The sequence below is a fragment of the Brevundimonas sp. Br13 genome (assembly GCF_055391505.1).
Genome location: NZ_AP044008.1, coordinates 3,235,824 through 3,256,740, shown reverse-complemented (window position 1 = coordinate 3,256,740; position 20,917 = coordinate 3,235,824). Strand labels below are relative to the sequence as shown.

The 20,917-nt window shown below is 68.0% G+C and carries 17 protein-coding genes; 14 read left to right on the top strand and 3 right to left on the bottom strand.

Annotation, left to right across the window (positions count from 1 at the left end; translation table 11 throughout):
- Positions 1 to 49 precede the first annotated feature (49 nt).
- The 8 genes from ACZ5M6_RS16210 to ACZ5M6_RS16175 all read left to right on the top strand — a co-directional run bounded on the left by ACZ5M6_RS16210 (position 50) and on the right by ACZ5M6_RS16175 (position 9,648).
- A complete protein-coding gene (locus ACZ5M6_RS16210) occupies positions 50 to 1,585 on the top strand; it encodes a trypsin-like peptidase domain-containing protein (RefSeq protein ID WP_054766680.1) in 1,536 nt (511 codons plus the stop codon).
- A gap of 500 nt (positions 1,586 to 2,085) precedes the next feature.
- Complete coding sequence (locus ACZ5M6_RS16205) at positions 2,086 to 2,757, top strand: response regulator transcription factor (protein WP_054766679.1); 672 nt, start codon at positions 2,086 to 2,088, stop codon at positions 2,755 to 2,757.
- 151 nt (positions 2,758 to 2,908) lie between these two features.
- Entirely contained in the window at positions 2,909 to 4,312 is a 1,404-nt protein-coding gene (locus ACZ5M6_RS16200; protein WP_464159128.1) for a sensor histidine kinase, read from the top strand.
- A gap of 148 nt (positions 4,313 to 4,460) precedes the next feature.
- Entirely contained in the window at positions 4,461 to 7,385 is a 2,925-nt protein-coding gene (locus ACZ5M6_RS16195) for a bifunctional [glutamine synthetase] adenylyltransferase/[glutamine synthetase]-adenylyl-L-tyrosine phosphorylase (protein WP_464159127.1), read from the top strand.
- A gap of 48 nt (positions 7,386 to 7,433) precedes the next feature.
- Positions 7,434 to 8,072, top strand: coding sequence for an EF-hand domain-containing protein (locus ACZ5M6_RS16190; RefSeq protein WP_182714961.1), 639 nt, complete (start codon positions 7,434 to 7,436; stop codon positions 8,070 to 8,072).
- 66 nt (positions 8,073 to 8,138) lie between these two features.
- The gene (locus ACZ5M6_RS16185) at positions 8,139 to 8,723 is read left to right on the top strand and encodes an RNA polymerase sigma factor (protein ID WP_054766676.1); all 585 of its coding nucleotides are present in this window, start codon (positions 8,139 to 8,141) and stop codon (positions 8,721 to 8,723) included.
- Positions 8,720 to 9,130: a hypothetical protein gene (locus ACZ5M6_RS16180; protein WP_054766675.1), complete on the top strand. Its 411-nt coding sequence runs from the start codon at positions 8,720 to 8,722 to the stop codon at positions 9,128 to 9,130. The genes ACZ5M6_RS16185 and ACZ5M6_RS16180 overlap by 4 nt, the downstream gene beginning before the upstream one ends.
- A complete protein-coding gene (locus ACZ5M6_RS16175) occupies positions 9,127 to 9,648 on the top strand; it encodes a periplasmic heavy metal sensor (protein WP_152950979.1) in 522 nt (173 codons plus the stop codon). Before ACZ5M6_RS16180 ends, ACZ5M6_RS16175 begins: the two co-directional genes overlap by 4 nt.
- A 2-nt stretch (positions 9,649 to 9,650) precedes the next feature.
- On the opposite strand, the gene ACZ5M6_RS16170 is transcribed toward ACZ5M6_RS16175, so the two are convergent.
- Positions 9,651 to 10,328 (bottom strand): bifunctional 4-hydroxy-2-oxoglutarate aldolase/2-dehydro-3-deoxy-phosphogluconate aldolase, encoded by a 678-nt coding sequence (locus tag ACZ5M6_RS16170; protein WP_054766673.1) that lies wholly within the window; start codon positions 10,326 to 10,328, stop codon positions 9,651 to 9,653.
- A 218-nt stretch (positions 10,329 to 10,546) separates the two neighbouring features.
- Here ACZ5M6_RS16170 and ACZ5M6_RS16165 point away from each other — a divergent pair, with 218 nt between their 5' ends.
- On the top strand, positions 10,547 to 10,804 hold the full coding sequence (locus tag ACZ5M6_RS16165; RefSeq protein WP_152950978.1) for an Lrp/AsnC ligand binding domain-containing protein: 258 nt from the start codon (positions 10,547 to 10,549) through the stop codon (positions 10,802 to 10,804).
- Here the strand turns inward: ACZ5M6_RS16165 and ACZ5M6_RS16160 are convergent.
- Positions 10,801 to 11,313 carry a GNAT family acetyltransferase gene (locus ACZ5M6_RS16160; protein ID WP_152950977.1) on the bottom strand — a complete coding sequence of 171 codons (513 nt, stop codon included), beginning with the start codon at positions 11,311 to 11,313 and terminating at the stop codon, positions 10,801 to 10,803. The genes ACZ5M6_RS16165 and ACZ5M6_RS16160 overlap by 4 nt on opposite strands.
- Before the next feature lie 143 nt (positions 11,314 to 11,456).
- Here ACZ5M6_RS16160 and ACZ5M6_RS16155 point away from each other — a divergent pair, with 143 nt between their 5' ends.
- Both ACZ5M6_RS16155 and ACZ5M6_RS16150 read left to right on the top strand, forming a co-directional pair.
- Positions 11,457 to 12,641 (top strand): acyl-CoA dehydrogenase family protein, encoded by a 1,185-nt coding sequence (locus tag ACZ5M6_RS16155; protein ID WP_464159126.1) that lies wholly within the window; start codon positions 11,457 to 11,459, stop codon positions 12,639 to 12,641.
- Between the two features lie 163 nt (positions 12,642 to 12,804).
- Positions 12,805 to 13,923 (top strand): acyl-CoA dehydrogenase family protein, encoded by a 1,119-nt coding sequence (locus ACZ5M6_RS16150; RefSeq protein ID WP_464159125.1) that lies wholly within the window; start codon positions 12,805 to 12,807, stop codon positions 13,921 to 13,923.
- A gap of 7 nt (positions 13,924 to 13,930) precedes the next feature.
- On the opposite strand, the gene lepA is transcribed toward ACZ5M6_RS16150, so the two are convergent.
- A complete protein-coding gene (gene lepA / locus ACZ5M6_RS16145; protein WP_464159124.1) occupies positions 13,931 to 15,739 on the bottom strand; it encodes a translation elongation factor 4 in 1,809 nt (602 codons plus the stop codon).
- A gap of 200 nt (positions 15,740 to 15,939) precedes the next feature.
- Between lepA and ACZ5M6_RS16140 the strand changes: the two genes are divergently transcribed.
- The 3 genes from ACZ5M6_RS16140 to ACZ5M6_RS16130 all read left to right on the top strand — a co-directional run bounded on the left by ACZ5M6_RS16140 (position 15,940) and on the right by ACZ5M6_RS16130 (position 20,800).
- Positions 15,940 to 17,070, top strand: a complete 1,131-nt coding sequence (locus ACZ5M6_RS16140; protein ID WP_464160131.1) for an efflux RND transporter periplasmic adaptor subunit — start codon at positions 15,940 to 15,942, stop codon at positions 17,068 to 17,070.
- 12 nt (positions 17,071 to 17,082) lie between these two features.
- A complete protein-coding gene (locus ACZ5M6_RS16135) occupies positions 17,083 to 20,286 on the top strand; it encodes an efflux RND transporter permease subunit (RefSeq protein WP_464159123.1) in 3,204 nt (1,067 codons plus the stop codon).
- 187 nt (positions 20,287 to 20,473) lie between these two features.
- Positions 20,474 to 20,800, top strand: a complete 327-nt coding sequence (locus tag ACZ5M6_RS16130; RefSeq protein WP_464159122.1) for a DUF6966 domain-containing protein — start codon at positions 20,474 to 20,476, stop codon at positions 20,798 to 20,800.
- Positions 20,801 to 20,917 lie beyond the last annotated feature (117 nt).

Sequence of the window (20,917 nt, the reverse complement as noted above, 5' to 3'; positions counted from 1 at the left end):
ATCAAGAGCGAGACGGGGCGCGGCCCCGACAGAGGATCGCAAGAACAAGATGCTGAAGCGCAAAGAGTTCATTCTCGGGGCCTTGGCCGGCCTGACCCTGGCGGCGGGAGCGACGGCGGGCGGGATCGTCACCTGGCCCGGCGCCCACGCCGACCCCCAGGCCGTCAACCGGATCACCCCCGTCCCCGCCAACGGCGACCGCTTCTCGCCTCCGCCCGGCGCGCCCAACAGCTTTGCTGACATCTTCGACCAGGTCGCCCCGGCCGTCGTCCAGATCGACGTGACGGTCAAGGTGGATCAGCCCCAGGGCGGCGCCTTCCAAATCCCCGGCCTGCCGTTCCAGTTCGTCCCGCCCCAGGGCCGCAGCGACGGCGAAGACGCCGAACCCCGCACCACCCAGGGCGCCGGTTCGGGCTTCTTCATCTCGCAGGACGGTTTCATCGTCACCAACAACCACGTCGTCGCCGACGCCACCGAGATCAAGGTCAAGATGTCGGACGGCCGCGAACTGCCCGCGCGTCTGGTGGGGCGCGATGAGGCCACCGATCTGGCCGTGATCAAGGTCGATGGCGACAACTTCAAATACGTCAGCTTTGAAGAAACGGCCGAACCCCGCGTGGGCGACTGGGTGATCGCTGTGGGCAACCCCTTCGGGCTGGGCGGCACGGCGACGGCGGGGATTGTCTCTGCGAAAGCCCGCAGCTTGCCGGATGCCTCTTCAGCATACACCGATTTTCTGCAGATCGACGCCGCCATCAATCGCGGGAACTCGGGCGGGCCGACCTTTGATGTCTACGGTCGCGTTATTGGTGTCAACTCCGTCATTCTGTCTCCAACTGGCTCGTCAGTCGGCATAGGCTTCGCGATTCCGGCGGAAATCGCTAAGCAGATCACGTCGCGCTTGATGCGTGGGGAGGTGATTGAGAGAGGCTATCTCGGCGTGAAAATCAGTACGCCAACCACCGAGGAGTTGGGTGCTTTGGGGCTGAAAGCCGACCAGAAGGGCGCCCTCGTTGCTGAGGTCACCCCTGAAGGTCCGGCCGACAAGGCTGGCCTCAGGTTCAGCGATCTTGTCGTCTCGCTGAATGGCGAGGTGATTGATTCATCGACGAAGCTGACGCGCTTAGTTGGCGCGGCTAAGCCGGGAGACACGCTTCGGATGGAGGTGCTGCGTGACGGTCGCCGACAAACGATCACGGCACGATCCGGTACCCGCCCTTCTGAGACGGAACTGAACAGCGAAAACGGCCTCGGCCAAGGCGGAGCCGCTCCGAACGATCCTTCGGGAGCTTCGGCCACAGTCGAAGGTCTAAACTTGACTCCTCTCACTCCAGCCCTGCGCCAACGTCTGGGCGCGCCGGCCTCCGTCGAAGGTTTGGCGATTATGGGTGTTGAAACCGGTGTCGATGCCCGCCTTGGGCAAGGGGTCGTGGTCCAGCAGGTTCAGAATACGCCCGTAAGAACCGTGGACGACTTCCGAAACGCCGTAGCTTCGGTGAAAGCGTCTGGCCGATCCGGAGCTTATCTCCTGATCTGGGTTCGGGGTCAGGGCAACGTACCCTATGTGCTGACTTTCAAAAAATAGAGCACGAAACAGCCCGCCATCATTTCTGATGGCGGGCTGTTCACTTTTAGAAATCACGCTTGAATGATCTCGTCGTCGTATAAATATACGATCTGGCAGTCTAAAAATGGCGCCCCATCTGGGTAGTGATTGGTTATGCAGACCATAACCGTCCGCACGGAGGTGGGTTGGTGAGACGGCGCTGTCGGTGATGCGAGGGCGGACGAACCTATGGCTGACGACAACAAGCTCAAAGCAATCAGTGTTCTCTTCACGTTTGATCTCCCAGGTCGAATGCCAAGTGGCGCTCAGTTGGTTCGCGTTTTAGTCGTTCAGTCGTCAACTTGAAACTGTATTCCGCTTCGTCAATTTTTGTTGACCGAGGAGATGGCTGCGTCGAGCTTCCCGCCCGAAGATCGAACTGTCCAAGAACTGATCGGTAATCTGACCAAGCCTTAACTCACTGAATCGCCGCCGATGCGCTACCATCGGCGGCGATTTTGATTCCGGGAGGGGTTTCGATGCGGATTCTGGTGGTCGAGGACGACGCCGAGGCGGCGACGGCCATGGTGCGCGGCCTGACCGAGGCCGGCCATGAGGTGACCCATGCCGTGGACGGCGCCTTCGGCCTGCTGGAGTCGCAAAAGGGCGGCTATGACGTCTATGTGGTCGACCGGATGATGCCGCGTCTCGACGGCGTCGGCATGGTCGAGACGGTCAGGAAGGGCGGGGACCAGACTCCGGTCCTCTTCCTGTCGGCCCTGGGCGAAGTCGAGGACCGGGTCACCGGCCTGAAGGCCGGCGCCGACGACTATCTGGTCAAGCCCTACGCCTTCGCCGAGCTGATCGCGCGGGTCGAGGCCCTGGCGCGGCGCCGCGAGACCGGCGGGGTCCAGACCGTGCTGAAGGTCGGCGATCTGGAGATGAATCTGATCGCCCGCACGGTTCATCGCGGAACCACAGAGATCGACCTCCAACCGCGCGAGTTCCAGCTGCTGGAGTTCCTGATGCGCCACGCCGGCCAGTCGGTGACGCGCACCATGCTGCTGGAGAAGGTGTGGGAATACCATTTCGACCCCCAGACCAACGTCATCGACGTCCACATCAGCCGCCTCCGCTCCAAGATCGACAAGGGTTTCGACAAGGCCATGCTTCAGACGGTTCGCGGCGCGGGGTATCGGTTGGAGGCGTGACGTTCGGAGTGGCGAGTGGTTAGTGGCGAGTGGCGAGAATGATTGAGGCTGGCGACCGAGCGGCGACTTATGGTCAGGCCCCGCGGAAGCCTCTGTCTGTCCCTGCGCTTGCTCGCCACTCGCCACGCGTCACTCGCCACTAACAAGCCCCATGCGCCTTCCCTCCCTCCTTCGCCGCACGCCCTTTCGGCTGACGCTGCTGTTCCTGGCCCTGTTCGTGGCGGCGGCGGGGGCGATCCTGGCCTATGTCTATTTCGCCTCGGCCTCGGAGGCGCAAGGTCGCGCCCAGGCGGAGGTGGAGGCCGAGCGGGCGGCCCTGACCGCCGTCTATCGCACCCGCGGCCTCGACGCCCTGAACCAGGCCCTGGTCGAGCGCGCCATCCGCGCCGGCCCCTATCTGTATGTGCTGAAGGGGGCGGACGGAAAGATCATCACCGCCAATATCTCCGACGTGCCCGAGGGGATCGACACCGGCGACTGGGAGCCCTTCCGCCTGACCGACACCGACGCAGACGGCCGGGTGCGGCGGCGCCAGTCGATCGGCATCGACACCCGTTTGGCGGGCGGCGAACATCTGTTCGTCGGGGCCGACATCGGCGACGTCGAGGACTATCTGGCCCGCCTGACCCAGGCCCTGTGGGGCGCCATGGGCCTGGTGATCCTGCTGGGCCTGGCGGGCGGCCTCTACATCAGCCGCCGGGTCGAAAGCGCCATGGCCGGGCTGAACCGCGTCGTCTCAGCCGTGCAGGAGGGGGATCTGAAGGTCCGCGCCCCCATCCGCCATTCCGGCGACGAACTGGACGAACTCAGCCAGGGGCTGAACCTGATGCTGGATCGGCTGGAGGCGTCCATGGCCTCCATCCGCCATGCCGGCGACGCCATCGCCCACGACCTGCGCTCGCCCCTGACGCGGATGCGGGCCAAGCTGGAGGTGGCCTTGATCGACGCCGAGGCGGGCCGGATCGACGGGGTCGACGCCCTGGGCGTGGCCCTGGACGAGGCGGACCATCTGCTGAAGACCTTCAACACCGTGCTCGCCATCGCCCGGCTGCAATCGGGCGGGGCGCCGGACCCCCAGCGGATGGACGCGGCCGCCCTGGCCGCCGACATGGCCGAACTGTACGAACCGGCGGCCGAGGACAAGGACATCGACTTCTCGGCCGAGATCGAAACCGGCCTGATGATCGAGGGCAACCAACCCTTCCTGGCACAGGCCCTGGCCAATCTGATCGACAACGCCATCAAATACACGCCCTCCGGCGGGGCGGTGAAGCTGCGGGCGCGGCGGCGGTCGTCCGGCGAGATCGAATATTCGGTCACCGACACCGGCCCCGGCGTGCCGGAGGAGGACCGCGAACGGGTGGTCCAACGTTTCGTGCGGCTGGACAACAGCCGCACCGAGCCGGGCTCGGGTCTGGGCCTATCTCTGGTCACGGCTGTGGCCGAGGCGCACGGCGGCCGGGTGGTGCTGGACGAAGGCCCCGGCACCTATGAGGGTTACGGGCCGGGCCTGCGCGTGGCCCTGGTTCTGCCGCCGGCCTCGGCCTCGACCTGATCTCCCCTAATTTCCGCTCATCCCGGCGAAAGCCGGGACCCAGTTCTTTGGGCGTTCAGGCTTGTGAGTGTGTCTTGGATCGTGGTCCAACGCATTGCCGAGCGAAAGCACTGGGTCCCGGCTTTCGCCGGGATGAGCGGATGATTTGATGCCCGAAACCAAAACCTCAGTTCCGTTGGCGCATAGCCTCGTCCCCGCCGGTCCCGTCGCCGACCCCGCCGCCGCCGAACGCCTGCACGAAACCCTGTTCGAGGCCGCCGCATCCGACGGCTGGCGCGACACTCTGGACGCGGCCTGGCCGGCCCTGGCGTCCGTGGCGGGGGCCTCGCCCTATCTCGCCGGCCTGATGCGGCGTCGCCCCGCCCATCTGCGCCGCCTGCTGGAGACCAACCCGACCTCGGGCCTGATCCGCATCCTGGCCGAGACCGACGCCCTGGACGCCGAACCGGACGATGTGCGCGCGCCCCTGCGGGTGCTGAAGGCCGATCTGCACCTGCTGACGGCGCTGGCCGATCTGGGGGGAGTCTGGGACCTGGATCAGGTGACCGGCGCCCTGTCCGGCTTCGCCGACGCCGCCTGCCGCGCCGCCCTGCGCGCCGTCGCCGCCGAGCAGCGGGCGCGGGGGCGGCTGGTCTCGCCGCCCGACGATCCGCGCGGCCCCATCCCCGGCCTGTTCGGCCTGGCGATGGGCAAACATGGCGCGCACGAGCTGAACTATTCGTCCGACATCGACATCTCCCTCTTTTTCGAGCCGCGCCTGATGGGCCTGGCCCTGCGCGAGGGCGAGGAGATGCAGGACTTCGCCAATCGCGTCGGCAAGGGGATCGCCGGCCTGCTGAGCGAACGCACGGCCGACGGCTATGTCTTCCGCGTCGATCTGCGGCTGCGGCCCGATCCGTCCTCGACCCCGCCGGTCGTCGCCGCCCCCATGGCCCTGGCCTATTACGAGAGCGTCGGCCAGAACTGGGAACGGGCGGCCTTCATCAAGGCCCGGCCCGTGCTGGGCGATCCCCGCGCGGCCGCCCGTTTCGTCAAGGCCCTGCGGCCCTTCGTCTGGCGTCGCAGCCTGGACTACGCCGCCGTTCTGGACATCCAGTCGATCAAGAAGCAAATCCATGTCCACAAGACGGGCGAGGGGCTTCAGGCCGCCGGCGCCAATCTGAAACTGGGCCGGGGCGGCATTCGCGAGATCGAATTCTACGCCCAGACCCAGCAGCTGATACTGGCGGGACGCGACCCGGACCTGAGGGCGCCGCGCACCCTCGACGCCCTGACCGCCTTGGCCGGCGCCGATCACATTCCAACCGCGGTCGCCGAGGAGATGTCGGCGGCCTATGTCGAACTGCGCGGGCTGGAACACCGGGTCCAGATGCTGGACGACGAACAGACCCACCGACTGCCCGAGAGCGCCCAGGCGCGCGCCGCCGTCGCCGCCCTGGCCGGCTGGGCCGATCTGGCCGCCTTCGACGCCCATGTCGAAGCGCTGCTGGCGCGGGTCAACGCCCGCTACGGCGAACTGTTCGAAGGCGGTGAAGATCTGGACTCCAGCTACGGCAGCCTGGTCTTCACCGGGGTGGAGAACGATCCCGAGACCCTTCTGACCCTGGGCCGCATGGGCTTTTCCGAGGCGGCCTCGGTCGCCGACACCATCCGGTCCTGGCACCACGGCCGCATTCCCGCGACCCGGACCGAGCGGGGCCGCGAACTGTTCACCCGCCTGGCGCCGCGCCTGCTGGAGGCCCTGGCGCGCACGGGCGCGCCGGACGAGGCCTTTCGCCGGTTCGCCGTCTTCTTTTCGGGCCTGGCCGCCGGAGTTCAGGTTCAGGCCCTGTTCCTGAACCAGCCCAAATTGTTCGAAATGGTGCTGGGGGTCATGGCCTTCGCGCCGCGCCTGGCCCGCACCCTGGGCCGTCAGCCGGCGGCCCTGGACGGGATTCTGGACGCCCGCTTTCTGGCCGACCTGTCCGACGATACCGGCCTGGGCGAACAGATGCTGCGCGAGGCCGGCGAGGCGGAGGATTTCGAAGGGGCGATGAACGCCGTGCGGCGTCTGCACCGCGAACAGATGTTCCGCATCGGCCTGCACGCCATGACCGGGCGCGCGGGGCCCGAGGCCGCCGGCCGGGCCTATGCCGATCTGGCCGACGCCGCCATGCGCATCCTGGCCCCTGCCGCCCTGGTCGAGGCGGAACGGTTGGGCGGCGCCTTTCCCGGCGCGGTCGCCGTGGTGGCCCTGGGCAAGGCCGGGTCGCGCGAGATGACGGCCGGGTCGGACCTGGACCTGATGACCCTCTATGACGCCCCGCCCGAGGCCGTGTCCGAGGTCAAGGGCTGGACCGCCGACGTCTTCTACGCCCGTTTCACCCAGCGGCTCATCGCCGCCCTGTCGGCCCATACGGCCGAGGGCGGCCTGTATGAGGTGGACATGCGGTTGCGGCCCACCGGGTCCAAGGGCCCGGTCTCGGTGCGGCTGTCCGCCTTCGACGACTATTACGCCGCCGAGGCCGAGACCTGGGAGTTCATGGTCCTGACCCGCGCGCGCGTGGTCTGGGCCAGCGACCCGGCCTTCGCCGAGCGGGTGTCGGCGGGGATCGAGGCGGCGCTGCGGCGGCCCCGGCCGGGCGTCGATGTGGCGGCGGATGTGCGCCGGATGCGCGCCCTGATGGACCGGGAACGCCGTCCGCACGGCTTCTGGGATCTGAAACTGTCGCCCGGCGGCCAGGTGGACGCCGAGTTCGCCGCCCAGTACCGCCAGCTTCAGGCTGCGGCGGCGGGCGAGCCCTTGACCCTGTCGACGCTTCAGGCCCTCGGGCAGGACCCGATCCTGGCCGAGGCCTGGCGCATCCAGCAGCGACTGGCCCAGCTCCTGGCCGCCGCCTTCGAAGGCCGGGTCGATCCCGAGGCCGAACCGGCGGTCTTTCAGCAGCGGCTGGCCGAGGCGGCGGGGGCGCTCGACTTCGAGAGCCTGAAGACCCGGCTGACGGACCTGCGCGCCCAGGCGCGTCGGGCCTTCGAGCAGGCGGTTCCGGCCGGTCGCGACGGAGAATCGCCGGACCCGCGTTCAACCTCCTGACGGGGCGACGAAAAGGCCGTGCTTGCCACGGCCCAGGAGAAGATCGAGATGAGAACAACCTTGCTGACCGGCCTCGGCGTCATCGCCTTGGCGGGCCTGGCCGGCGCCGCCACGGCCCAGACGCCGCCCCCGGCCGCTGCGCCGACGGCGGCGCATTCGGGACCCCAAGCCGAACGCCCCCATCATCGACGCGGTGAAGCCCGTCGCGCCGGTCCGGTGACGCGGGCCGAATTCGTGGATCAGCACATCGCACGTCTGACCGCCTTGGACGCCGATCGTGACGGCGTGGTCAGCGTCGCCGAGCGCGAGGCCGCCGTTCAGGCCCGGCGCGCCCGGCACGCGGATTCGCGCTTCGCCAAGCTGGATGCGAACGGCGACGGGGCGATCAGCCGCGCAGAGTTCGAGGCCGCCCGCGCGGCGCGTGGCGAGGCCGGCGGTCGTCGCGAACGGGCGGGTCGCGGCGACGGACCTCGTCGCGGCAAGGACGGCGCCCATCGCCAGGCCGGTCCGGTGACGATTTCGGACGTCGCCGCCAAACTGGGCGAACGGTTCGACACGATGGACGCCGATCACGACGGCGTCGTCACCCCCGAGGAACGCCGTGCGGCCGCCCAGGCCCACCGCGCCGAACGGCGTCAGGCCCGCTCCGCGCAACAACCGGCTTCCCCGCCGGCCGGTTCGGCGTAAGAACAGTGTCGGGGTCGGCCGTCGCGCGCGAATCGGTCCCTTTCGTCCGGATCGAAAGAGGCAGGCTTGGTCGCGATCATCGACCCCGACGAGGATCTGGTGCGCCGCGTGGGTCAGGGCGATCCGGCGGCGGCCCAGGCGCTCGTCGCGCGCAAACTGCCGCGCATCCTGGCCTTGGCGCAGCGGATGCTGGGCGATGCGGTCGAGGCCGAGGACGTGGCTCAGGAAACGATGTTTAAGGCGTGGAAACAGGCGCCCCGGTGGACGCCGGGCCAGGCGCGGTTCGACACCTGGCTGCACCGGGTGGCGCTGAACCTCTGTTACGATCGGCTGCGGCGTCGTCGCGAGATTCCGACGCACACGCCCCCCGACCGTCCCGACGAGGGACCGGCCCCGGATCGGGGTCTGATGGCGGCCGAAACGGGCTTGCGGGTCGGACAGGCGTTGAGCCGCCTGCCGGATCGGCAGCGCGAGGCGGTGGTCCTGTGTCATTATCAGGAACTGTCCAATATCGAGGCGGCCGCCCTGATGGAGATCAGCGTCGAGGCGCTGGAAAGTCTGTTGTCGCGCGGTCGCCGCGCATTGCGTCAGTCCTTGTCGGACCTGGCGCCCCGCGCCCCGGCTGCGGCGCTGAGAGGAGAGGCGAGATGAAGGCGCAACGGTTGCACGCCCTGGCGGAGGCTTACGGCGCCGACCTGCGTCGATGGCCGGCGTCCGAACGCGCCTTCGCCGAAAGCCTGATCGCGGCTGATCCGTCGCTGAAGGCGGTGCTCGACGAGGCGGCGGCGCTGGACGCCCTGCTGGACGCCGCGCCGGCGCCGGCGCCCTCGGCCGTCCTGACCGCGCGGGTTCTCGCCGCCGCGCCCAAGGCCAGAAGCCGTCGTTTCCATCTGGACCGGCTCGCCTTCTATCTGGGCGCCGGCTGGGCGGCGGCGGCCTGCGCCGGGGTTGTGGCGGGGGTCGGCCTGACCAGCGAACTGACCGCCAACGAGCGGGCTGATGCGGTGCTTTATCAATCCAGCCTGACCGGGGTGGACGATACGGAGGTTCTTCGATGAGCGGACGCGGGCTGAAAATCGCCCTGGCGGTCTCTGTGGCCCTGAACCTGTTCGCCCTGGCCGGCGGGGTCGCCTTCGCCGTCAGCCGGGCCAAGGTGGACCAGCACGTCGCCGAACAGCGCCAGCCCGGTCGCGCCGGCGGCTTTCGCGCCCTGGTGGCGGAGCTGAGCCCCGAAACCCGACGCGAGGTGCGCGCCCGCATGCGCGCCGTCGCCCTGTCGGCCCGTCCCGATTTCGAGGCCGCGCGCGAGGCCCGCCGTCAGGCGGTCGAGGCCGCGCGCCAACCGCAGATGAATCCCGAGCGGGTCCAGGCCCTGCTGAATGACTCCCGCGCCGCCGAAATGCGCGGCCGCGCCCGCCTGGAAGGCGGCGCCATCGCCATTCTGGGCGCCCTGGACGTCGAGGACCGCCGCATCATGGCCGACATACTGGCGCGGAAGGGACCAGGCGCGGGCCGGGCCGATCGCCCGGCCGGCGAGGGGCCGCCGCCGCCCGAAGCCGGCGACGTCCCTCGCTGACCTCAGGCCTTGGAGGCGCGGAAGGCGGCGACAGCCTGAACCGCCTCGCGCACCGAGCTCTCGATGGCGGCCCAATCGCCGGCCTTCACCGCCGCGTCCGTCACCAGTTTGGATCCCATGCCCGCCGCCACGATTCCGGCGCCGAACCATTTGGCGATTGAGGCTTCGTCGGGATCGACCCCGCCGGTCGGCATGATCTTGACCCAGGGCATCGGCCCCTTGACCGCCTTGACGAAGTCCGGCCCGCCGACCGACGAACCAGGGAACAGTTTGACGATGTCGCAGCCCAGTTCATGCGCCTCGCCGATGTCGGTCACCGAGCCGCAGCCGGGGAAGTAGGCCACCATGCGCCGGTTGCAGACCTTGGCCACGTCGGGGACCAGGCAGGGGCTGACCACGAAACGCGCGCCCCGGTTCAGATAGAGGGCCGCCGTGCCGCTGTCGACGACCGAGCCGATGCCCAGAACCACCCAAGGATCGGTCTTGATCAGTTCGCGATTAATCTCGCCGAACAGGTCGCAGGCGAAGTCGCCGCGATTGGTGAACTCCACCACCGGCGCCCCGCCGCGCGCACAGGCGCGGATGACGTTCAGGCTGACCTCGGGATCGGGATGATAGAAGACCGGGCAGACGCCCTGGGTCTGAAGCGCCTTCAGCACGCTGACGCGATCATGGGCCATGTCTCAAATCTCCGCCTGTCCGACCCGCGCCGGAACGCCTGTGTTTCCTCAACCGGTCGCCCGGCCTTCGCGCCCTGCTTATCCCAGCCGCCGCAGAAAACGAAAGCCGCGCGGTCCGGTTCGGGGCGCTGTGGCGGAACATATTGTTTCACTGGCCGTCTTCGACGCCGCGTCCAAAACCGTTTAGGAGGCGGACCAGCAATAGGAGAGCCCCCGCCATGATGACCGCCATCTTCGTCTTCATCAAAACCGAGCTGGGCTACGCCAATGAGGTGGCCGCCGACATCGTGGACCATGTGGAGAACGTGTCGGAGGTCTATTCGACCTCGGGCCAGCACGATCTGCTGGCCAAGTTCAACCTGCCGCGCGACGCCGACATCGGGACCTTCGTGACCAAACAGGTCCAGACCCGACCGCATGTCCGCGACACCTTCACCGTCATCACCTTCTCGCCCTTCCTGCCGAAGGGGGGCTAGGATTTTCCGGCGCCGGTCTTTCGCTTGACGGCGTCCCTGCGCTCCTCCGCCTCGTCGTCCTCGCCGACCTTTTCCTCGACCGAGGCCGAGAACCGCTGGAAGGCGCCCAGGCCCACCAGCACCAGGACGGCCGCGATCAGCAGGGCGGTCGGATAGATCAGCTGGCTGACGTCCTCGCGCGCGGTCTTGAACACCACCACCAGGGCCTCCAGAAACAGGGCGATGACGATGGTGGACAGGAATTTCGTCAGGCTGCGCCGGGCCTCGGCGGCGCTGCGCCGCTCATTGCCGCGCCGCACCTCGTCCTCGAAGATGTATTTGGCCACGTCGAAGACGGCGATGGCGACGATGACATAGCCCAGCACGTCCAGCACCGCCTCGGCCCCCGACTGGCCGGGCGCGCGAATGGTCTCCAGCGCGTCCTTGACGCCGAAGCCGATCAGGGCGGTGGCGGCCAAAAGCAGCAGCAGGCTGGCGCCGCCGAACACCGCGCGGGTCAGATAGGTCATGGTCGCCCCCTGGGCCGCCCCCTTAGTTTCAGGACCACCAACGCGCGGGCGGCCAAGCTGTTGCCTGGGCGCAAATGACCGTAGCCAATCGAAACCCATCTGCTAACCTCCCCTCCAAAGAGGAAACGCGGGGAACACGCGACATGACCGATCTGGACGCCTTCCGCACCGAAACGCGCGCCTGGCTGGAAGAGAATTGCCCGCCCGAGGTGCGCGGTCCCATGGCCTCCGAGGCGGATACGATCTGGGGCGGGCGCGACGCCGTCTTCGCCACGCCGGGGCATAAATTGTGGCTGGAGCGGATGGGCGCGCGCGGCTGGACGGCGCCGGAATGGCCCCGCGAATACGGCGGCGGGGGCTTAAGCCGCGAAGAGGCCAAGGTGCTGGCGTCGGAGCTGCGGCGCATCAAGGCCCAGCCGGCCCTGGCCAGTTTCGGCGTCTGGATGCTGGGCCCGGCGCTTCTGGCCTTCGGGACCGAGGAACAGAAGAAGCGGTTCCTGCCCGAGATCGTGCGCGGCGAAATCCGCTGGTGCCAGGGCTATTCCGAGCCCGGCGCCGGCTCCGACCTGGCCTCGATCCAGACCAAGGCGGAGGATCGCGGCGACCACTGGATCGTCAACGGCCAGAAGATCTGGACCTCCTACGCCGACAAGGCCGACTGGATCTTCTGCCTGGTCCGCACCGATCCGGAGGCGCCCAAACATCTGGGCATCTCCTTCGTCCTGTTCGACATGAAGACGCCGGGCGTCACCACCCGGCCCATCACCCTGATCAGCGGCAAGTCCCCCTTCTGCGAAACCTTCTTCGACGATGTGCGGGTGGAGAAGGAAAACCTGGTCGGCACGCTGAACCGCGGCTGGGACGTGGCCAAATATCTTCTGGCCCATGAGCGGACCATGATCGGCGCCATGGGCGAGGTCGGCGCCGGCCGGCCCCTGGCCCAGACTGCTCTGGAGACGATCGGCGCCGACGCCGAAGGCCGGCTGGACGACCCCATGCTGCGCGCCCGGATCGCCGAGCTGGAGATCGACGCCGCCGCCTTCCGCCTGGCGATGGAGCGGGCCGGCGATCAGATGAAGGCCAAACAGGCCCATCCGGCCATCGCCTCCATGCTGAAATACTACGGCTCGGAACTGAACAAGCGCCGCCACGAACTGCGGATGGCGGCCGGCGGGATCGACGCCCTGGAATGGGAGGGCGAAGGCTCGCACGGCGGCGCCGCCGCCCGCGACTGGCTGCGCACCAAGGCCAATTCCATCGAGGGCGGGACCAGCGAGATTCAGCTGAACATCATCGCCAAACACCTGCTGCAACTGCCGGGCGCCTGAGCCCATGCGCCTTCGTCATCCTCGGGCTTGACCCGAGGACCGGGGGCACCGCCGCTGGTGCGATGAACCGGGCGCACGGCGCGCCCTACAGCCGATCCTCGGGTCAAGCCCGAGGATGACGAACCGGGTCAAGCCCGAGGATGAAGAAAGACGAGGGACCCCAATGCCCCTGATCCTGACCGAAGAACAGACGATGCTCCAGGACGCCGCCGACGGCTTCTTGGCCGAACATGCCCCGCTCGACCATCTGCGCAAACTGCGTGACGAGCGCGACCCGGACGGCCTGTCGCGCGACCTGTGGCGCGGCTTCGGCGAGATGGGCTTCGCCGGCGTCCTTATCCCCGAGGCGCACGGCGGCCTCGGCCTGGGCGCCGTCGAGGCGGGGGTGATCGCCGAGAGTCTGGGCCGCACCCTGACCCCGTCCCCCTTCATGGGCTCGGCCGTCCTCTCGGCAAAGGTGCTGAGCGACGGCGGGTCTGAGGCCCAGCAGGCCTGGCTGCCCCGGATCGCGGCCGGCGAGGCCGTCCTGTCCCTGGCGATCGACGAGGGGGCCAAACACGCCCCCAGCCGCATCGCCGCGCGCGCCGAACGGTCCGGCAACGGTTTTCGCCTGAACGGCGCCAAGGCCCTGGTGCTGGACGGCCATATCGCCGACGCCCTGATCGTGGCGGCGCGGGCGCAGGAGGGGATCACCCTCTTCCTGGTCGATCCCAAGGCGGACGGGATCGCGGTCGAACGCACCGTCATGGTCGACGCCCACAACGCCGCGCGCGTCACCCTGACCGACGTCGAAATCGACGCCGACGCCGTGATCGGCGCCGTGGGCGGGGGCGAGGCCCTGCTGAACCCCGCCCTGGCGCTCGGCCGCGCCTGCGCCGCCGCGACCCTGACCGGCGCCGGGGACCAAGCCTTCAAGATCACGTTGGAGTATCTGCGCACCCGCAAACAGTTCGGCCGTCTGATCGGCGAGTTCCAGTCCCTGCAACACCGCGCCGCCCACCTCTACACCGAACTGGCCCTGGCCCGCGCCGCGACCCTGGCCGCGCTCCAGGCCATCGACGCCGGCCGCGAAGACGCCGACCTTGCGGCCTCCATCGCCAAGGCCAAGGCCGGCCGCGCCGCCGAACTGGCGGTCCAGGAAGCGGTCCAGATGCACGGCGGCGTCGGCATGACCGACGCCTTCGACGTCGGCCTCTATATGAAGCGCGTCCGCGTCCTCAACGAACTCCTGGGCGACGCCCAGTTCCACACCGAACGGTTTGCGAGGAGCCAGGGGTTTTGAGGGGCGATCAATCCTCGTCCATCTTCAGGGCGGCGATGAAGGCTTCCTGGGGGATTTCGACCTTGCCGAACTGGCGCATGCGCTTCTTGCCGGCCTTCTGCTTCTCCAGCAGCTTCTTCTTGCGGGTGGCGTCGCCGCCGTAGCATTTGGAGGTCACGTCCTTGCGCAGGGCGCGCACGGTCTCGCGGGCGATGATCTTGCCGCCGATGGCCGCCTGGATCGGGATCTGGAACAGATGGGGCGGGATCAGCTCCTTCATCTTCTCGACCATGCCCCGGCCGCGCGTCTCGGCCCGCTGGCGGTGGACCAGCATGGACAGGGCGTCCACCGGCTCGGCGTTGACCAGGATGGACATCTTCACCAGGTCGCCGACCTTGTATTCGGTGATCTCATAGTCGAACGAGGCGTAGCCCTTGGAGATGGACTTCAGCCGGTCGTAGAAGTCGAACACCACCTCGTTCAGCGGCAGTTCGTAAACCACCATGGCGCGGCTGCCGACATAGGACAGCTCCACCTGCTGGCCGCGGCGGTCCTGGCACAGTTTGATCACCCCGCCCAGGTATTCGTCGGGGGTCAGGATGGTGGCCTTGATCCAGGGTTCGGCTATGGTGTCGATCTGCATCACGTCGGGCAGGTCGGCCGGATTGTGCAGGTCCATCTCGGAGCCGTCGCGCAGGCCGATCTTGTAGACGACCGAGGGGGCGGTGGCGATCAGGTCGAGGTTGAACTCGCGGCTCAGCCGCTCCTGGATGATCTCCAAGTGCAGCAGACCCAGGAAGCCGCAGCGGAAGCCGAAGCCCAGGGCGGCGCTGGATTCCATCTCATAGGTGAAGGAGGCGTCGTTCAGCCGCAGCTTGCCGATGGCGGCGCGCAGGTCCTCGAAGTCGGCGGCGTCCACGGGGAACAGGCCGCAGAAGACCACCGACTGGACCTCCTTGAACCCCTTCAGCGGTTCGGCCGTGGGGCGTTTCTCGTCGGTGATGGTGTCGCCGACGGCGGCGTGGGCCACTTCCTTGATCTGGGCGGTGATGAAGCCGACCTCGCCGGGGCCCAGCTGGTCCACCGGGGTGTTCTTGGGCAGGAAGACGCCGACCCGGTCGATCAGGTGGGTCGAGCCGTTGCGCATCATCTTGACCCGCATGCCGGTCTTCAAGACGCCGTCGAAGACGCGGACCAGGACGACGACGCCCAGATAGGGGTCGTACCAGGCGTCGACCAGCATGGCCTTCAGCGGGGCGTCGGGGTCGCCCTTGGGCGCCGGCAGGCGGTTGACGATGGCCTCCAGCACCTCCTCGATGCCCAGGCCCGACTTGGCCGAACATTCCACTGCGTCGGAGGCGTCCAGGCCGATGACGTCCTCGATCTGGGCCTTGACCCGTTCCGGCTCGGCGGCGGGCAGGTCGATCTTGTTCAGGACCGGGACGATCTCGTGATTGTTGTCGATGGCCTGATAGACGTTCGCCAGGGTCTGGGCCTCAACCCCCTGCGACGCATCCACCACCAGCAGCGAGCCCTCGCAAGCGGCGAGGCTGCGCGAGACCTCATAGGCGAAGTCCACGTGGCCGGGCGTGTCCATCAGGTTCAGGATATACTCCTCGCCGTCCCTGGCCTTGTAGGTCAGGCGCACGGTCTGGGCCTTGATGGTGATGCCCCGCTCCTTCTCGATCTCCATATTGTCGAGAACCTGTTCCGACATCTCGCGCGCGGTCAGCCCGCCGGTGTGCTGGATCAGGCGGTCGGACAGGGTGGACTTGCCGTGGTCGATGTGCGCGACCACGCTGAAATTCCGGATGTTCGAGATCGGAGGAGTCGTCATCCGCGCGCCCCTAACATGCGTATTCCTTTTGGACCAGCCGCCCAGGTCCGGCGGGAACGCCCCGTCGTAGATTACACCTCTGCAATGTTGCTCGTCCGGGTTTGAGGCGGAGGCGCGGACGGGGTATTAGCCAAGCACCTTCCCGACCGGCGCGAGCCGGCGATCCGCTTCGCCTGAAACCGAGGAACTCCCCCGTGTCCATGACGACCCGAACCGCTGCCGCCCTCTGCGCCGTCGCCCTGTCGGCCCTCTTGGCGAGTTGCGGCGGGGGAGGCGAGGAGAAGAAGGCCGACACGACCGCCGGCGCGCGCCAGACCGTCACGGCCGCCACGGTGGCTTCGATCAACCTCAGCCGCACCGTCAGCGCCTCGGGCTCGGTTTCGGCCTGGGAGGAGGTGCCGGTGGCGGCCGAGACCGGCGGCCTGACGGCCGTCGCCGTCTATGTGGACGAAGGCTCCTACGTCCGTCAGGGCCAGCCCCTGGTGCAGATGAACGACGTCCTGCTGCGCGCCCAGCTGCGTCAGCAGCAGGCCCAGGTGCAGCAGGCCGAGGCCAACGTCGCCCGCGACGATGCGGCCCTGACGCGCGCCCAGCGGCTGAAGGAGCGGGGCTTCCTCAGCCAGGCGTCCCTGGACACGGCCCTGGCCAATCAGCGCAGCTCCAACGCCAATCTGGCGGCCGCCCGCGCCGCCCTGTCGGAAACCCAGACCCGCCTCAGCCAATCCACGATCCGCGCGCCCGTCGCCGGTCTGATCACCAGCCGCAGCGTGACCAAGGGCCAGATCATCGCGGCCGGGACCGAGCTGTTCCGCATGGTGCGCGACGGTCGGCTGGAGCTGGACGCCCAGGTGCCCGAGACCGAGCTGGCCCTGGTTCGCGCCGGTCAGTCGGCGACCGTGACATCCAGTGAGGCGGCGCCCACGACCGGAACGGTGCGGATCGTCACGCCGCAAGTCGATCCCGCCACCCGCCTGGGTCTGGCCCGCATCTCTCTGGCCCCGGCGGCGCAACTGCGTCCGGGCATGTTCGCCCGCGCCGAGATCGCCGTCGGCGACCAGCCGGCCCTGGTCGTGCCAGGGGCGGCGATCGTCTATCGCGAAGGCAAGCCGGGCGTCTATGTGATCGGCCAGGGCGAGGCTGTGCGGTTCGCTCCCGTGACCACGGGCGCGCGCACAGGCGATCAGGTGGCCGTTCAGGGCCTTCAGGCCGGCCAGCGCGTGGTGGTCCAAGGCGCCGGCTTCCTGGGCGAGGGCGACCATGTGACGGTGGCTCCCGCGACTGCGGCTCCGGCCGCCGCCGCTCCGGCCCCTGCCGGCCAAGCCGCGCGCTAAGGAACCGGACCGATGGGTTTTCAGAACATCTCGTCCTGGTCGATCCGGAATCCCATTCCGATCGTCCTCTTGTTCGTCGTCCTGACGATCGCGGGGACGATGAGCTATTTCAAGCTCCGCACCAACAACTTCCCCGACGTCGACCTGCCGGTCGTGGCCGTCACCGTCGTCCAGTCCGGCGCGGCCCCAACGGAGATGGAGACCCAGGTCACTCGCCTGGTCGAGGACGCCGTGGCGGGGCTGGGTTCGGTCAAACACATCACCTCGGTGGTCAATGAGGGGGTGTCGACCACCTCGATCGAGTTCCAGCTGGGGGTGGACCTGGAGAAGGTGACCAATGACGTGCGCAACGCCGTCAGCGGCATTCGCCAGAACCTGCCGGCGGACGTTCAGGAGCCGATCGTCCAGCGGATCGAGTTCACCGCCATCCCCTTCGCCAACTTCGTGGTGCGGGCGCCGGGCATGAGCCCGGAGGAGCTGAGCTGGTTCGTCGACAATACGGTGGCCAAACGCCTGTTGTCGGTGCGCGGCGTCAGCCAGATCAGCCGCGACGGCGGCGTCAGCCGGGAGATCCGCATCAAGCTGGACCCTGCGCGCCTCGCCGCCTCGGGCGTCACGGCGGCCCAGGTGTCGAACCAGCTGCGCGCCTCCAACATCAACCTGCCCGGCGGCCGCGGCGAGATCGCGGGCGAGGAACAGGCCATCCGCACCGTGGGCTCGGCCCAATCGGTCGAACAGCTGCGCGAGACCCTGATCCCCATCGGCGAGCGCAGCGTGCGCCTGGGCGACCTGGGCGAAGTCACTGACGAATGGTCCGAACCGCGCGGCCGCGCCCGGTTCAACGGCCAGGAGGTGGTCGGCTTCGGCGTCTTGCGCGCCATCGGCTCCTCCGAGGTGGACGTCTATGACCGGGTCAAGGCCGAACTGGCCAAGCTGGACGCCGAACGTGCGGATGTGACTTTCGAAGAGGTCGCCAACACCACCGAAGACGTCGTCAACAACTTCCACGCCTCGGTCGAGACCCTGGTGCTGGGCGCGCTTCTGGCCATCGCCGTGGTCTTCATCTTCCTGCGGGACTGGCGGGCGACCCTGATTGCGGCGGTCGCCATGCCGCTGTCGCTGATCCCGACCTTCTGGGTCATGGACCTGACCAACCAGTCGCTGAACGTGGTGACCCTGCTGGCCCTGTCCCTGACGATCGGCATCCTGGTCGATGACGCCATCGTGGAGATCGAGAACATCGTCCGACACATCCGCGACGGCAAGCCGCCCTATCCGGCGGCGATCGAGGCGGCGGACGAGATCGGCCTGGCGGTCATGGCGACCACGGCGACCCTGGTGGCGGTGTTCGCCCCGACCGGCTTCATGCCGGGCATCGTGGGTCAGTTCTTCAAGAGCTTCGCCATCGCCACCTGCGTCAGCGTGCTCTTCTCCCTGCTGGTCGCGCGGACCCTGACGCCCTTGATGGGGGCCTATCTGCTGAAGCGCGACCAGGGCAAGGAGCACGGCGATCCCTTCTGGATGGCCCCCTATCTGAAGGCCCTGAACTGGGCGCTCGGCGACGACTGGCGCAAACGCCGGGCCGAGCATCATCCGCAGGCCGGCTGGTTCCGCCGCAAGGTGGCGGACCGGGTGTTCGATCACCGCGTCTGGGTGCTGGGAATGGGCGTGCTGTTCTTCTTCCTGTCCATCTTCATGGCCAGCCGCTTGCCGGGCGAGTTCATTCCGGTCGAGGATATTTCGCGCTCCACCGTGACGGTTCAGTTCCCGCCCGGCACGACCCTGTCCGAGACGGATGCGGCCGTGCAGCGGATCAATCGCGAACTGATGAAGCGGCCGGAGGTCGAGTCGGTCTATTCCTCGATCGGCTCGGCCACCACCAGCTTCGGGCCCGGCGGCGGCGGATCATCGGGCGAGGTGCGCAGCGCCAATCTGACCGTCAATCTGGTCGGACGCTGGGACCGCAAGCTGAGCCAACAGGCGTTTGAGCGCGACATGGGGCCAACCCTGCGTCAGGTGCCGGGCGCCCGCGTCCAGTTCGGCTCTTCGGGCGGGGGCGGGGGCTCCAGCCTGCTGACCATCGCCCTGGTCGGCGACGATCCCGACGTCCTCGAGCCGGCGGCCGCCAAGGTAGAGCGGGAGATGCGCAACATCTCCGGCCTGTCGAACGTCGTCTCCTCCGCCTCGCTCGTGCGGCCCGAAATCCTGGTCACGCCGCGCGCGGACGTCGCCGCCCTGCAAGGGGTGTCCACCCAGGACATCAGCCAGGTGGCGCGCGTCGCCACCCTGGGCGACGCCGATCAGCTGCTGGCCAAGTTCAACCTGGGCGACCGTCAGGTGCCGATCCGCGTCATGCTGAAGGAGGACGCCCGCTCGGACCTGGGGGTGCTGGAGACTCTGCGCGTGCCCACCGCCTCGGGCGCCACCGTGCCCCTGTCGGCGGTGGCCGACATCACCTTCGGCGCCGGGCCGAACCAGATCAACCGTCTGGACCGACTGCGCGTCGCCAACATCACCGCCGAGCTGAGCGGCCTGACGCTCAGCCAGGCGACCGAGGCGGTGAACGCCCTGCCTTCGATCAAGAGCCTGCCCCAGGGCGTCAGCCAACAGCCGTCGGGCGACGCCGAAAGCTTCCAGGAGCTGGGCGCGGGCTTCGCCTTCGCCATCATCACAGGCATCCTGCTGATGTATGTCGTACTGGTCCTGCTGTTCAAAAGCTTCTTCCACCCGATCACCATCCTGGCGGCGCTACCGGTGTCGTTCGGCGGCGCCTTCTTCCTGCTGCTGGTGACGGGCAAGTCGCTGTCGATGCCGGCCCTGATCGGCATCATCATGCTGACCGGGATCGCGGCCAAGAACTCCATCCTGCTGGTCGATTACGCCATCATGGCGATGGAGAAGGGGATGAACCGCCACGACGCCCTGATGGACGCCGCCCACAAACGGGCGCGGCCCATCATCATGACGACGATGGCCATGGGCCTTGGCATGCTGCCGATCGCCGCCGCCTTCGGCGAGGGCACCGCCTTCCGCTCGCCCATGGCCATCGCCGTGATCGGCGGGCTGATCACCTCCACCGCCCTGTCGCTGATGTTCGTGCCGGTGGTCTTCAGCCTGATCGACGGCCTGAAGCGTCGCATGGAAAGCCGGTTGAGCCGTCTGACCCACGGGCAGCACGGGCATGAGGAGCCGGCTGTGGAGGATCGGATCGGCTGATCCGCGTTCCTCGTGAGACGATGAGGCCCGGCCGGAGAGATTCTCCGGCCGGATCTTCTTCTGGCGATGGTGAAGGGCTGGCGTGGCGGGAGGCGGCTAACCGGATGCGGAATCGGCGAACGTCCGCTATGGGTGGGAAGCGGACCCTGCTTCCGGTAGCCTCTCTGGTCTGGATCGAGGGGGGCTCATGTTCGGGTGGTTTAGGCGAAAGCCCAACAAGCTGCATCATGACGTTGCGCAGCTTGCCGCTTTGATGCGGGCAGTTGAACGACACCTCCGTGATGGAAATTCGGCTCATTGGGCAGAGCAAGTGGCCCGATGTGCGGACATAGTTGAGCAGTCTGACTTCTACGGCCTTGACCGTTTCCTCGGCCTGTTTGGTGGCATGGGGTCGCTTAACGACGTCGTCCTGCATCGCGACGACGTTTTGCTGGACCACGAAAACAACGAGCTACATCGCTTACTAAATGAAGCGTTTGAGTTGGCGCGCCGGTTGCAGAGGGAGCCGCGCTAAGGTCCGCAATGGGTCGGACTGCGAAATTGCCGCCGGCTCCTAAACCCGACCTTCCCCGCTCGCGGGGCGGCAGGCATAGCCTCGGCCGCCCCCCCGTCATCCTCGGGCTTGACCCGA

Coding starts and splice junctions, on each gene's coding strand:
- ACZ5M6_RS16135 (WP_464159123.1), top strand. CDS start 17,083: ATGGGTTTTCAGAACATCTCGTCCTGGTCGATCCGGAATCCCATTCCG.
- ACZ5M6_RS16210 (WP_054766680.1), top strand. CDS start 50: ATGCTGAAGCGCAAAGAGTTCATTCTCGGGGCCTTGGCCGGCCTGACC.
- lepA (WP_464159124.1), bottom strand. CDS start 15,739: ATGACGACTCCTCCGATCTCGAACATCCGGAATTTCAGCGTGGTCGCG.
- ACZ5M6_RS16160 (WP_152950977.1), bottom strand. CDS start 11,313: ATGACCTATCTGACCCGCGCGGTGTTCGGCGGCGCCAGCCTGCTGCTG.
- ACZ5M6_RS16130 (WP_464159122.1), top strand. CDS start 20,474: ATGTTCGGGTGGTTTAGGCGAAAGCCCAACAAGCTGCATCATGACGTT.
- ACZ5M6_RS16150 (WP_464159125.1), top strand. CDS start 12,805: ATGCCCCTGATCCTGACCGAAGAACAGACGATGCTCCAGGACGCCGCC.
- ACZ5M6_RS16175 (WP_152950979.1), top strand. CDS start 9,127: ATGAGCGGACGCGGGCTGAAAATCGCCCTGGCGGTCTCTGTGGCCCTG.
- ACZ5M6_RS16195 (WP_464159127.1), top strand. CDS start 4,461: ATGCCCGAAACCAAAACCTCAGTTCCGTTGGCGCATAGCCTCGTCCCC.
- ACZ5M6_RS16140 (WP_464160131.1), top strand. CDS start 15,940: ATGACGACCCGAACCGCTGCCGCCCTCTGCGCCGTCGCCCTGTCGGCC.
- ACZ5M6_RS16180 (WP_054766675.1), top strand. CDS start 8,720: ATGAAGGCGCAACGGTTGCACGCCCTGGCGGAGGCTTACGGCGCCGAC.
- ACZ5M6_RS16200 (WP_464159128.1), top strand. CDS start 2,909: ATGCGCCTTCCCTCCCTCCTTCGCCGCACGCCCTTTCGGCTGACGCTG.
- ACZ5M6_RS16165 (WP_152950978.1), top strand. CDS start 10,547: ATGATGACCGCCATCTTCGTCTTCATCAAAACCGAGCTGGGCTACGCC.
- ACZ5M6_RS16190 (WP_182714961.1), top strand. CDS start 7,434: ATGAGAACAACCTTGCTGACCGGCCTCGGCGTCATCGCCTTGGCGGGC.
- ACZ5M6_RS16170 (WP_054766673.1), bottom strand. CDS start 10,328: ATGGCCCATGATCGCGTCAGCGTGCTGAAGGCGCTTCAGACCCAGGGC.
- ACZ5M6_RS16155 (WP_464159126.1), top strand. CDS start 11,457: ATGACCGATCTGGACGCCTTCCGCACCGAAACGCGCGCCTGGCTGGAA.
- ACZ5M6_RS16205 (WP_054766679.1), top strand. CDS start 2,086: ATGCGGATTCTGGTGGTCGAGGACGACGCCGAGGCGGCGACGGCCATG.